We start from the raw sequence: 11,400 nt of genomic DNA on the forward strand, positions 1-11,400 counted from the left end.
ACGCCCCCTTTATGCTGGGGTTTTTAACTCGGGAGCAGTCATGGGCTTTGACCTCGGAAACTTATTGCAGCAGTTCGCGGGACATCCAACCGCGGCCGATCCGGAAGGCGTCGCGCAGGCGTTCTCGCACGTTGTCGGCGATACGCCGCGCTCTTCCCTCGCGCAGGGATTGGCTTCCGCCTTCCTGTCGAACGAAACGCCGCCTTTCGGCCAACTGGTCAGCCAGCTGTTCGTGCGCAGCGATCCGCAGGTGCAGGCCGGCTTGCTGAACCAGCTGCTGGACGACGTCGGTCCGGCGATGCTCACTGCCCTTGCCGGCAGCGTCGGCGAACTGTTCACCGCCAATGGCCATGCGACATTGACACCCGGGCAGGTGGCCGAAATCACCCCGCCGCAAGTGGCCGAAATCGCCACCACCGCGCAACAGCACAATCCCGGCGTCGTCGAGCGCGTCGCGACTTTTTTCGCGGACCATCCGCAACTGGTCAACTCGCTGGACAGCGCCAGCTTGAAGGTCGCGCTGGGCAAAATGGCCCAGGTGCACTAACCGGCTCCGCAGCAACGACAAAGTAAGGATCAAACGACGGCAGGGTTGTTTTGAGTTTAATGCCAATAAGTTAAGCATGCTATTTTGACCATGGCGGCGGGCGCCCGCTCGCCGTTTTCCACTTACTGGAGGTTAAGATGGCTGTTCCATTCAAATCCGCTTTGATTTCAGCTTTCGCATTGGCGTTGACCCTGGGCCTGAGTAGCGGCGCCTCGGCCGATCCACTGACCGAAAACTTCGACGCCGGCGTGCCCGCAGGCTGGACCGTCAACAACCTGAGTCAACCGCCGGGCACGCTCGACTGGTTCCAGGGCAACGAGTTCGTCTTTCCAGCGCAGCAGGGCGCGCCGAACTCCTATCTCGCCGCCAACTTTGAATCCGGCGGAGAGGTCTCCACCATCAGCACCTGGCTGATACTGCCCACGTCCACCTACCGCAATGGCGACACGCTGTCGTTCTACAGCCGCACCGCCGACTTTTCGGAATGGCCGGACCGGCTGGAGGTCCGCTTCAGCAACGTCGGCGGCACCGATGTCGGCACCACCGCGACCAGCGTGGGCACCTTCTCCACCCTGCTCATCAGCATCAATTCCGCGCTGACGGTGGGTGGCTATCCGGAAGAGTGGACCCGCTACAGCGCCACCCTGAGCGGCCTGACCGGCCCGACCAGCGGGGCGTTCGCGTTCCGCTACACGGTCACCGACGGCGGGCTGTTCGGCGCTAACTCGAACTACATCGGTATCGACACGGTGCAAATCACCGCCGTGCCCGAACCAAGCGTGTACATGATGATGGCGTTCGGACTGGGCATGGTCGGCTACATGCGCAGGCGTCAATCCCGCGCTTAAGCGGGCGACTGTGGGGCGGGTCCGCCTTAGCGTGGGCCCGCCCCCGGCGTAGAATGTCGCCATGGCTACCAAATCCCCGAAATCCCCCACCTTTCCCGGTCCGTTGACGGCGCGCGGCGCCGTGCTGGCGGTACTGCTGTCAGATAGCGACCAGTCCGGCAATCCGCCGCTGCAAGGGCGCACCTCGCTCGCGGCCATCATCAAGAGCTTGAAGCGCAAATATCACTGGCCGGTCGAAGTCAGCAGCTTTCCGTCGAACGGCGCCGATGGCCGGGCCACCTGGGCCACCGTCTACAGCATGCCCGCCGCCGTGGTGGAACGCGCGCTCGACCGGGGCGGACGCGAATGGCTGGAGCGCCGGAGCGCCGCCAGGGACGCGCCGTAACATCTGCTTACTCTGGAAACACTTTCTACGTCACCCCCTTCCCTTCCCGCCCCGTTATAGGAGCAAGCGCCACAGATGGCGATATTCAGGAGAGAAGAAAATGGAACATACCGTACCTAACCGCATGCACCCGTTGCTGGCCGTCGCCGCGTTTTCCGTGACCATCGTCAGCCTCGTCGGCGCCGCCTCCATTCTCGGCCTGCTGCCGTACTCGCAAGCGAAAGGCAGCGCGGCGCCGGAGATCAGCGCCACCGTGCCCGCGATGCAGGCGAACCAGCCGCTGACCGCGCAGGTGCAACCGCAGCAGCAGCCACAACCGCAGCCACGCCAGATCGTCGAGCGCCGCACCGTCGTGCATCACACGTATGCGCCGGCCCGCCAGGCAAGCCGCAATGACGACCGGAACGAAGTGGCGCAGGCGCCGGTACAACGCGCTCCGGCCCCCGCGCCGGCACCGCAGAACAGCGCGGTCGGCATCGGCCTGGGCGCGGTGGTGGGTGGCCTGCTGGGCAACCAGGTGGGCGACGGGAAAGGCAGGACGCTGGCAACCATCGCCGGCGCGGTCGGCGGCGCCTATGCCGGCAACGAAATCGCCAAGCGCAATCAGCAAGAACAGTAAGCCAGAGTCGCGGTCCGGCGCATTCCCGCGCCGGACCGGGAACCCGGTTAGTACTTGGCCGGCGCGTTGGGCGCCGGTGTCGCCTGTCGGATGAAGTCGCGCAGATCCTCGTTGGCGCTTGCCAGGTCTTCCGACCGCAAATACATCATGTGCCCGCTGCGGTAGCCTTCAAAACGCAGGCGGTCCTTCATCTTGCCGCTCGGGTCCAGCTGCCACATCGTGTACTTGGCGTCGAAGTAGGTGCAGGCGCCGTCGTAGTAGCCTGACTGGATCATCACCTTCAGGTAGGGGTTGGCGGCCATCGCCAGGCGCAGGTTCTCGCCGGTCTTCTCGTTCTTGAAATCCCACGGATGGACGTCGCCGAACAGGTTGTACTTGATGTCGGTCTTGTAGCCCAGGTCCACCCGCAGATACTGGTTGATGGCCGGCGTGAACGAGTGCAGCCACGACGTCAGTTCGGCGTTGTAATCGACCTTGTCGCCCGAATCGGTCTTGTCGATGCCGAGGTAGCGCGAGTCGAGGCGGCCGACGGTCTTGCCCTGCTTGCGCAGCAACTCCTTCCAGAAACTATCCACCGGCACCGACAGGTTATTCTGCAGCACATAGGTTTCCGACAAACCGGAGTAGCGCGCGAACTTGGCGGCGATCTGCGCCTTCTTCTGCGGATCGATAAAGCCGCCGCGCGCGGTCGCCGGCAGCAGTTCGTCGACGGTGAAGGCTTCGACTTCCGGCAGCAAATCCTTCAGGTCGCGCGCCTGCAAGTCGGCCGGCAGCACCTTTTGATACCACGCGGTGGCGGCGAAGTACGGCAGCGCCAGCGCGTCGGCGACAATGCCGTCGCGCTTGAGGCCCAGTTCCGTCGGCGACACCAGCACCACGCCGTTCAAATACATCCACTGGGCGTTCTGCAATTCCAGCGCCAGGCCGGCCACGCGCGAGGTGCCGTAGCTCTCGCCGATCAGGTATTTCGGCGACGTCCAGCGGCCTTCGCGCGAGACGAAGGTGCTGACCCATTCGGCCAGGTACGCGATGTCGGCGTTAACGCCGAAGAAGCGAGCGCGGTCGCCCTTGCCGTCCAATACGCGCGAGAAGCCGGTGTTGACCGGATCGATGAAGATGATGTCGGCGACGTCGAGTATCGAGTGCGGGTTGTCGCGCACGCCGTAGGGTTGGGTGGGATAGCCTTCGGCGTCGAGGTTCAGCACCTTGGGGCCGGTGTAGGCGACGTGCATCCACACCGACGCCGATCCCGGACCGCCATTAAACGACAGCACCAGCGGACGCCTGCTCTTGTCGGCGACGTCGGTGCGCTGGTAGTAGGTGTAGAACAAGGTCGCGCTGACCTTGCCGTCCTTGTCCCACACCGGCTGCGTGCCCGCCGTGACCTTGTACGGCACCGCCTTGCCTTTGATGGTCACGGTCGCGGTTTTGCTCACACGCGAATCGGCCTTGATGACGCGCTCGTTGGCCAGCAGATCGGCCGCGCGCTCCTTGCCCGGCGCCGACGGTGCTTTGTCGACTTTGTCGGCTTTGTCTGACTCGTGGTCCTGGGCGCAGACGGCCGCGCTGACGGCCAGCAGCATGAGGGCAAGCTTGGATTTCATGGGCTACTCTTGACGTTAAAGAATCAATGGTAGTCCAATCAAATACCACTCGACAACAAAATACGTGCTACCGGCGGTACCGATTTGTCACATATTGTTTCCAACGTGGTTTCAACGCGGCTTTAGCGCGGCCGCCAGTCCAGCACGCGCACCGGCCGGGGCGGCACCGCCGCCTGTCCCTCGCCGTCGACCTGCTGCACGTCCTGCACGAACAGGCTGAGCACGCCGTTGCGCCGCCACAACTCGGTGTCGAAACTCGGCTCCCACGCGCCCACCGAGGTGGTGGTCAGATCGTCCACCCGCCACTTGCCGCCGACGAAATCGCTGATGCTGACGACCGACACCTTGCTGCCGCGCTCCTCGTCGCGGAACACCAGCAAGCCGCCCGGCGTGCCCGTGCCGGGGCCGGCATCGACCATGATTTGCGGGCGCGCGATCGGGATGCGCTTGGTGCCCTGCCCGCTCAGCGAAAACGCCGTCTTGCGGAAATCGAGCGAACGCGCCGTCCAGCCGGCGCCGGTGTGGAACACCACGTGGTACTGCGGAACCGTCGAACCGGCGTCGCGCCAGTAGCTGGCGATGTAGGGGTTGCCGTCGCGGTCGGCCGCCATCGAGGTCTGGTTGATCAGCTCGCTGTTTTGCGGGATGCGCAGCGCGTACTCGGCGCTGCCGGCACTGATCGGCAAGGTGTAGGGCTGGCCGTCCGATTTCTCCCAGGTCATGCCGCCGTCGCGCGAGCGCGCGTAGGCCAGGTCGTGGTTGCTGGCCACGTCCGGCGATTCGCGCCACACCCACGACAGGTGCAAGGTGCCCATGTGGTCGAGGAAGGCTTGCCAGTACGCGTTGCGCTTGCCTTCGCCGGTGATCAGGTTGGTGTGCAGCCGCGACCAGCGCTGCGTCTTCGCGTCGTAGCGGTTGATGACCAGGTCGCCCCGGCCGGAACCGCCCAATCGGTAGAAAAACAGCAGATTGCCGTCCGGCAGACGGTAGAACTCGGGATACGACACCGATTCCTCGTCGGCGCCGACCATGGCCAGCTTGGCGCCCAGTTCCAGCGATCCCGGCGTCACGCCGCGCGCGTAGCGCAGCGCGTTGTTGTGGTGGTCCCAGGACACGTGCAGGTAGCCGGCGCCGTCGAGCATAAGGCTGATGGCGTTGTGGGCGTCGGCGGCATTGCCCCGATACGGCGTGCGGTGCGTGGTCCAGCGGGACGTGCCCAGCTTGCGCTTGCCCAGTACCAGATAGCGCTCGGCGTCGTAGTAGCCGACATATTGCGTGTGCTGGTCCGAGACGAGCGAATTCTTGCGGAACACCACGGCGTTGACCGAATTGTTGGCCCAGCCTGGGCCGACGACCGATTCCGTCGGCGCCTTGGCGGAGTCTGCCGCTGTCGCCCACGATGACGCGGCGGCGACGCATACGGCCACCAGGGCCGCCGACAACAAGTTGTTCTTCATCTCAGTCGTCCTTCTTGACACATATCAAATGCAACTTTAGTTTCCTTTGGGAAAATATGCCATATAATATCCCTCGCTCCACCCGCGCCCAAAAAATGCCGCCATGACAACCGATATCCTCGACACCGCCCCGCACGACGCTCCTTTGGAATTCTGGGAGCAACGCATCAAAGCCAGCCGCTGGTTGATCACCAAGACCGTGGCGCTGGGCGCGTGCGCCGCCGTGCTCGGGTTATTGGGCCAGGGCTGGCTGGAGCACGCGGCGCCGCTGTTTCCCTTCATCAGCCAGAATTATGGCATCTGGCAAGCGGTCTATCTGCTCTCCCTGCTGATCATTTTCCTCATCTGGGCGGCCGCGATGCGGCAAAAACTGGGGCTGCTGGAAAATAGCAAAAAGGGTTTTCAGGTGCAGCAGCGCATCGCCGAGTACAACGAGCGGCGCGCGCAGCAGGCGCTCGAGGCGCGGGAGCGGCGCAAGAAGCTGGAAGAGGACCGCGACCCGGTGTCGTTCTTCAAGAGCGCCACGCGCAGCAAGAAGTTCGACTACTAAATTCGACAGCTTCTTCACTCGTAGCGCAGGCAATCGACCGGCAGCAGCTTCGACGCCCGCCGCGCCGGATAGAATCCGAAGAACACACCCACCAGGCTGGAAAAGCCGCACGCCACCACCACCGCCTGCAAGGTGATGAACACGTCGAACTTGCCGGTCGCGGTGATCCCGGCCGCCGCCGCCGTGGCCAGCAGTATCCCGAACACTCCGCCCACCAGGCAGATGACCACCGCCTCCGTCAGGAACTGCAGCAGCACGTCGCGCGGCTTGGCGCCGATCGCCATGCGGATGCCGATCTCGCGGGTGCGCTCGGTCACCGACACCAGCATGATGTTCATGATGCCGATGCCGCCAACGATCAGCGAGATCGCGCCGATCAGCCCAAGCAGCGCGGCCAAGCCGGCGCTGATGGTCTTGGCCGTTTCGGCGAACGAGGCCAGGTTATCGATGCGGAAGTCGTCCGGCTGCTCGAACTTGATGCGGTGACGGTCGCGCAGCGTTTCGTTGATGTCCTGGATGGCGTCCTGCAGGTTGCCGCCGGACTTGCCCTGCGCGACCACGTAATGCACGTTGCCGGGGAAGGGCATCTTCACCAGGTTGGCGGCGGCGGCGGTGATCGGCACCAGCACGTAGTCGCTCAAATCGCCGCCGTCGACCTGCTTGCCTTCGCCGTACAGCACCCCCACCACCTGGAACGAGACGTTCTCGATACGGATGTATTTGCCCAGCGGGTCGATCTTGTAGAAGAACTGGTCGGCGATCTTGCGGCCGATGACCACCATGCGCGCGGCCGAGCGCACGTCGGCGTCGCTGAAGGCGCTGCCCTTGTCGATCTTCCAGCCACGGATCTTGAACATGTCCGGCGTCACGCCATGCACCGTCTTCGACGCGCTCTCATTGCCGACCGCCAGATTGAAGCCGCCCTGCAGCGTCGGCGCGGCGCCGGCCAGCGACGGCAGCCGGTTCAGCGCCGCCGCGTCGAGCATCGTCAGGGCCGGGGCGGCGCCGTTGCGCAGGCGTTGCTGCTGCGCGCGATCGCCGCCGGGGGAGATGAACAGCATGTTGGTGCCCAGCTGCTCCAGCTGCTTGCCAATGAAGCGTTTCATGCTGTCGCCGACGGCCAGCAGCAGCACCACCGAGGCGATGCCGATGATAATGCCCAGCATCGTCAGCAGGGTGCGCAGGCGGTTCGCCAGCATCGAGCGGAACGCCTCTATCGTGATCTGTAAAGGATTCATGGCGCCGCCACGCTGGTCGTCGCGACGGGTGGGTGAGGTGGATGGCCGAGGGCCGCCTCCTGGCTCAGCGCCATCTCGCGCAGGCCTTCGGCGGCCGGGCCGTCGTACAGCACATGGCCGTCCTTGAGGCGCATCAGCCGCTTGCTGTAGGCGGCGATGTCCGGTTCGTGCGTGACCAGCAGGATGGTGATGCCGCGCTCCGCGTTCAATTGCTGGAACGAGCGCATGATCTCCTCGCTGGTCTGCGTATCGAGATTGCCGGTCGGTTCGTCGGCCAGGATCAGCGGCGGATCGCCGACCAGCGCGCGGGCGATCGCCACGCGCTGCTGCTGGCCGCCGGACAGCTGGTTCGGCGTGCGCTTGGCGTACTCCCTCAATCCCACGCGCTCCAGCTCCACCAGCGCCTTGGCGTGCGCCTTCGCGCGCGAGACGCCGGCGTAGATCAATGGCAGCGCAACGTTCTCCGCCACGCTCATGCGCTTGATCAGGTTAAAACTCTGGAACACAAAGCCGATGGTGCGGTTGCGGATGGTGGCCAGTTCCGCGCGCGACAAGGTCAGCGTGTCGACGCCGTTGAGCAAGTAGCTGCCGCCGGTGGCCTGGTCCAGGCAGCCGAAGATGTTCATCAAGGTCGACTTGCCGGAGCCGGACTGCCCCATCACCGCCAGGAAGTCGCCGCGCGGCACCGCCAGGTCGATCCCGAACAGCACCTTGGTCTCGACGCCGCCCGAGAAGTAGCTCTTGGTGACGCCGCGTATGTCGATCAGGGCATTGGCCACCCCGCCATCGGATTGCGGCGTCATCAACGCACACCGTCCTTGTTCTCGACGATCGCGCGGGTGACGACCTTGTCACCCTTCTTCAAGGCGCCGCCCACCACCTCGGTGTAGCGGAAGTTCGACAGGCCGATCTTGACGTCCATCGGCTGCGGCTGATTTTTGGCGTCGAGCGTGTAGATCTTGAAGGTGCGCGTGAGGTCGGCCTTGGTGCGGAAGGCGGCATCGTCTTCCGGCGGCGGCGCGTCCAGCGCGGTGTCGGCGTCGGCGCCGGCGCCGGCCCCTGCGCCCTTGCCCTTGGCCGACTTGGCCTGCCGCTCAAGCTCCTCGTCGCTGAGGCGGAAGCGCAGCGCGGCGGTCGGGATGCGCAGCACATTCTCGCGGTTGCCCACCAGCAGACGCACCTGCGCCGTCATGCCCGGCTTGAGCAGTTCGTCCTGGTTGTCGACGTCGAGCACCACGTTGTAGGTGACGACGTTCTGCACCACGTTGGCGGCCAGGCGGAATTGCCGCATGCGCGCCTCGAATTCCCGGTCGGGATAGGCGTCGACGACGAAGCGCGCCTGCTGTCCCTCCTTCAGCGCGCCGACGTCCGCCTCCGAGACGCTGGTGTCGATCTGCATCTTGGTCAGGTCCTGCGCGATCTGGAACAGGGTCGGCGTGGTGAACGACGCCGCCACCGTCTGCCCCAGGTCCACGGTGCGCTTGATGATCACCCCGTCGATCGGCGAGCGGATCACGCTGTTGTTCAGGTCCGCCTGCGCGCGCGCCAGCTGCGCCTGCGTCAATTGGATATTCGCCTGCGCCACGTCGACCTCGCGCTTGGACTGGTCCAGCGCCAACGGCGAGATGAAGCTTTGCGTCACGAGCGTCTGGTTGCGCTGGTGCGTGGCCTGCGCCAGCCGCAGCGAGGCGCGCGCCGACGCCAGTTGCGCCTCGCCCTGGCGGATCTGCGCGTTGAAGATGGTCGGGTCGAGCGTCAGCAGGATCTGGCCCTTTTTCACGCGGTCGTTGAAGTCCGCCTTCAGCACATTGACCGTGCCCGAGACCTGCGAACCGATGTTGATCAGGGCGACCGGATTGATGGTGCCGGTGGCAGTCACCGTCTGCGTGATGGTGCCGGTATCGACGGCCGCGACGCGGAACCGTGGCGGCTCCACCACGGGGGTCTGGCTTTTGGAATAGAACGCCAGCGCGGCGCCGCCGATCACGATCACGCCAACCGCCAGCGCGATCTTTTTCTTGGTGAAAAAGGCCATCGTTTTTTATCTGTCTCATAGTGGAGATCCGGCCATATGCGGATCAACCCGGCAAGTATTGAGCAGTTTTGCAAAAAACGCAATCCGGCGCTTTGAATCGCCGTCCCTCAAAACGGGGATGGAGACGCGTATCACTTAGGGGGTGGCCCCCCGCACCCCGATGTCGGGATATGCAATTTTGCAATCCAACTTTGCAGGAATGGCCGTTCCCAGCGGCCAAAATCAGCCCTACCATGCACTCCATTGTCAGGCCACAACGGCCCGCGAACGCCTCACCCCACGGAGCAAAAACATGAACGCATCCCTCAAAGAATCCCTCACCGTCACGGTTGCCGACGGCAGCTTCCAGTGCTACGTCGCGCGGCCGTCCAACAGCGACAGCGCGCCGGTCATCGTGGTTTTGCAGGAGATCTTCGGCGTCAACGCCGGCATCCGCAGCATCTGCGACGACTACGCCGCCAAGGGCTACATCGCCGTCGGCCCCGACCTGTTCTGGCGCGCCGCGCCGGGCCTGGACATGTCCGAGGCCAACCCCGGCGACTGGGAGCGCGGCTTCGCGCTGTACAGCGCCTATGACTTCGGCGCCGGCGTCGGTGACATCGCCGCCACCGTGGCGGCAGCCCGCGCCATGACCGGCGCCTCCGGCAAGGTCGGCGTGACCGGTTACTGCCTCGGCGGGCTGATGACCTTCCTCACCGCCGCCCGCGCCGACGCCGACGCCTTCGTCGCCTACTACGGCGGCGCCACCGAAAACTACGCCGCCGAAGGCGTCAACGTCAAACGCCCGCTGCTCTACCACCTGGCCGGCGACGACGAATACATCGGCAAGGACGCGCAGGCGGTCATCAACGCCGCCCTCAAGGACAACGCCAACATCGAGATGCACACCTACCCGGGCTGCAACCACGCCTTCGCCCGCCCGGGCGGCGACCACTACGACGCCAACGCCGCGACCTTGGCCAACGGCCGCACCGACGCCTTCTTCAAACAGCACCTGAACTGATTTTAAATCCCATCGACCAATAAGGAAAAACCATGTCCAACAACGATAACCATCAAGTCAATCCATCCCGTCGCTCCGCCATGGTCGGCGGCGCGTTCGCCGCCGCCGCCGCAGTCGCCACCGCGCTGCCGCTGGCCGCCGTCAGCACCGACAGCCAGGCCGCGACCACGGGCGGCAAGATCCAGAAGACCGCCAGCACCATCACCACCCGCGACGGCGTCGAGATCTATTACAAGGATTGGGGCCCGCGCAACGGCCAACCGGTGATCCTCAGCCACGGCTGGCCGCTCAACGCGGACAGCTGGGAATCGGCCGCCTTCCACCTGGCGAACAACGGCTTCCGCGTGGTCAGCCACGACCGCCGTGGCCACGGCCGTTCGAGCCAGCCATGGGACGGCAACGACATGGACCACTACGCCGACGACCTGGCGCAACTGATCGAGGCGCTCAACCTGAACAACATCATTCTGGCCGGCTTCTCCACCGGCGGCGGCGAGGTGGCGCGCTACGTCGGCCGCCACGGCACCAAGCGCGTCGCCAAGCTGGCGCTGATTTCCGCCGTCACGCCGCTGATGCTCAAGACCGACACCAATCCGGGCGGCCTGCCGCTGTCGGTGTTCGACGGCATCCGCGCCGCGTCCGAGGCCAATCGCGGCCAGTTGTACCTGGACTTCGCCTCCGGCCCGTTCTACGGCTACAACCGCCCCGGCGCCAAGCCGTCGCAGGGCCTGATCAACGCCTTCTACAGCCAGGGCATGCAGGCCGGCCATAAGAACACCTACGATTCGATCGCGGCGTTCGCCCAGACCGACTTCCGCGACGACCTGAAAAACTTCGACAAGCCGACCCTGATCATCGCCGGCGAGGACGACCAGGTGGTGCCGATCGACGCCGCCGCCCGCGCCGCCGCCAAGATCGTCAAACATGCCAAGTTGATCACCTATCCGGGCGCGCCGCACGGCCTGACCGACACCCACAAAGAAAAGTTCAACGCCGACTTCCTGGCCTTCGCCAAGTCCTGACAGGACGCGCAACAACAGTTCCCCAAAAACCGCCTTCGGGCGGTTTTTTATGTGATATGGTCGCCCTTCCGCAGGCCCAGGCAGCACCCGAT

At 64.8% G+C, this 11,400-nt stretch carries 12 protein-coding genes; 7 read left to right on the top strand and 5 right to left on the bottom strand.

Annotated features, from left to right (window positions below; genetic code table 11):
* The first annotated feature begins 40 nt into the window (after positions 1-40).
* From NHH88_30230 to NHH88_30245, 4 genes are all read left to right on the top strand, one after another.
* Positions 41-547 carry a hypothetical protein gene (locus tag NHH88_30230; protein ID USX13875.1) on the top strand — a complete coding sequence of 169 codons (507 nt, stop codon included), beginning with the start codon at positions 41-43 and terminating at the stop codon, positions 545-547.
* Between the two features lie 137 nt (positions 548-684).
* A complete protein-coding gene (locus tag NHH88_30235) occupies positions 685-1,395 on the top strand; it encodes a choice-of-anchor J domain-containing protein (protein USX13876.1) in 711 nt (236 codons plus the stop codon).
* Positions 1,396-1,456: 61 nt separating this feature from the next.
* Positions 1,457-1,780, top strand: a complete 324-nt coding sequence (locus NHH88_30240) for a hypothetical protein (protein ID USX13877.1) — start codon at positions 1,457-1,459, stop codon at positions 1,778-1,780.
* Between the two features lie 100 nt (positions 1,781-1,880).
* Positions 1,881-2,399 (top strand): glycine zipper 2TM domain-containing protein, encoded by a 519-nt coding sequence (locus tag NHH88_30245; GenBank protein USX13878.1) that lies wholly within the window; start codon positions 1,881-1,883, stop codon positions 2,397-2,399.
* 47 nt (positions 2,400-2,446) lie between these two features.
* Here the strand turns inward: NHH88_30245 and NHH88_30250 are convergent, their stop codons facing one another.
* Both NHH88_30250 and NHH88_30255 read right to left on the bottom strand, forming a co-directional pair.
* Positions 2,447-4,003, bottom strand: a complete 1,557-nt coding sequence (locus tag NHH88_30250; protein ID USX13879.1) for a carboxypeptidase — start codon at positions 4,001-4,003, stop codon at positions 2,447-2,449.
* Between the two features lie 122 nt (positions 4,004-4,125).
* Entirely contained in the window at positions 4,126-5,460 is a 1,335-nt protein-coding gene (locus tag NHH88_30255) for a BNR repeat-containing protein (GenBank protein ID USX13880.1), read from the bottom strand.
* Positions 5,461-5,563: 103 nt separating this feature from the next.
* Here NHH88_30255 and NHH88_30260 point away from each other — a divergent pair, with 103 nt between their 5' ends.
* The gene (locus NHH88_30260; GenBank protein ID USX13881.1) at positions 5,564-6,010 is read left to right on the top strand and encodes a hypothetical protein; all 447 of its coding nucleotides are present in this window, start codon (positions 5,564-5,566) and stop codon (positions 6,008-6,010) included.
* A 14-nt stretch (positions 6,011-6,024) separates the two neighbouring features.
* Here the strand turns inward: NHH88_30260 and NHH88_30265 are convergent, their stop codons facing one another.
* From NHH88_30265 to NHH88_30275, 3 genes are read right to left on the bottom strand one after another with little or no spacing between them, the layout of a single operon-like run.
* The gene (locus tag NHH88_30265; GenBank protein USX13882.1) at positions 6,025-7,248 is read right to left on the bottom strand and encodes an ABC transporter permease; all 1,224 of its coding nucleotides are present in this window, start codon (positions 7,246-7,248) and stop codon (positions 6,025-6,027) included.
* On the bottom strand, positions 7,245-8,051 hold the full coding sequence (locus tag NHH88_30270; protein USX13883.1) for an ABC transporter ATP-binding protein: 807 nt from the start codon (positions 8,049-8,051) through the stop codon (positions 7,245-7,247). Before NHH88_30270 ends, NHH88_30265 begins: the two co-directional genes overlap by 4 nt.
* Positions 8,051-9,283, bottom strand: coding sequence for an efflux RND transporter periplasmic adaptor subunit (locus NHH88_30275; GenBank protein ID USX13884.1), 1,233 nt, complete (start codon positions 9,281-9,283; stop codon positions 8,051-8,053). The genes NHH88_30270 and NHH88_30275 overlap by 1 nt, the downstream gene beginning before the upstream one ends.
* Positions 9,284-9,575: 292 nt before the next feature.
* Here NHH88_30275 and NHH88_30280 point away from each other — a divergent pair, with 292 nt between their 5' ends.
* Positions 9,576-10,286, top strand: coding sequence for a dienelactone hydrolase family protein (locus NHH88_30280; protein USX13885.1), 711 nt, complete (start codon positions 9,576-9,578; stop codon positions 10,284-10,286).
* A 32-nt stretch (positions 10,287-10,318) separates the two neighbouring features.
* On the top strand, positions 10,319-11,308 hold the full coding sequence (locus NHH88_30285) for an alpha/beta hydrolase (protein USX13886.1): 990 nt from the start codon (positions 10,319-10,321) through the stop codon (positions 11,306-11,308).
* Positions 11,309-11,400: the final 92 nt, after the last annotated feature.

This window comes from Oxalobacteraceae bacterium OTU3CAMAD1, from assembly GCA_024123915.1.
Classification (GTDB): Bacteria; Pseudomonadota; Gammaproteobacteria; order Burkholderiales; family Burkholderiaceae_D; genus Rugamonas.

Excerpts from the sequence above, each read along its gene's own strand:
- NHH88_30245 (USX13878.1), top strand. The coding sequence starts at position 1,881 with ATGGAACATACCGTACCTAACCGCATGCACCCGTTGCTGGCCGTCGCC.
- NHH88_30275 (USX13884.1), bottom strand. The coding sequence starts at position 9,283 with ATGGCCTTTTTCACCAAGAAAAAGATCGCGCTGGCGGTTGGCGTGATC.
- NHH88_30285 (USX13886.1), top strand. The coding sequence starts at position 10,319 with ATGTCCAACAACGATAACCATCAAGTCAATCCATCCCGTCGCTCCGCC.
- NHH88_30240 (USX13877.1), top strand. The coding sequence starts at position 1,457 with ATGGCTACCAAATCCCCGAAATCCCCCACCTTTCCCGGTCCGTTGACG.
- NHH88_30255 (USX13880.1), bottom strand. The coding sequence starts at position 5,460 with ATGAAGAACAACTTGTTGTCGGCGGCCCTGGTGGCCGTATGCGTCGCC.
- NHH88_30270 (USX13883.1), bottom strand. The coding sequence starts at position 8,051 with ATGACGCCGCAATCCGATGGCGGGGTGGCCAATGCCCTGATCGACATA.
- NHH88_30235 (USX13876.1), top strand. The coding sequence starts at position 685 with ATGGCTGTTCCATTCAAATCCGCTTTGATTTCAGCTTTCGCATTGGCG.
- NHH88_30260 (USX13881.1), top strand. The coding sequence starts at position 5,564 with ATGACAACCGATATCCTCGACACCGCCCCGCACGACGCTCCTTTGGAA.
- NHH88_30250 (USX13879.1), bottom strand. The coding sequence starts at position 4,003 with ATGAAATCCAAGCTTGCCCTCATGCTGCTGGCCGTCAGCGCGGCCGTC.
- NHH88_30230 (USX13875.1), top strand. The coding sequence starts at position 41 with ATGGGCTTTGACCTCGGAAACTTATTGCAGCAGTTCGCGGGACATCCA.
- NHH88_30265 (USX13882.1), bottom strand. The coding sequence starts at position 7,248 with ATGAATCCTTTACAGATCACGATAGAGGCGTTCCGCTCGATGCTGGCG.
- NHH88_30280 (USX13885.1), top strand. The coding sequence starts at position 9,576 with ATGAACGCATCCCTCAAAGAATCCCTCACCGTCACGGTTGCCGACGGC.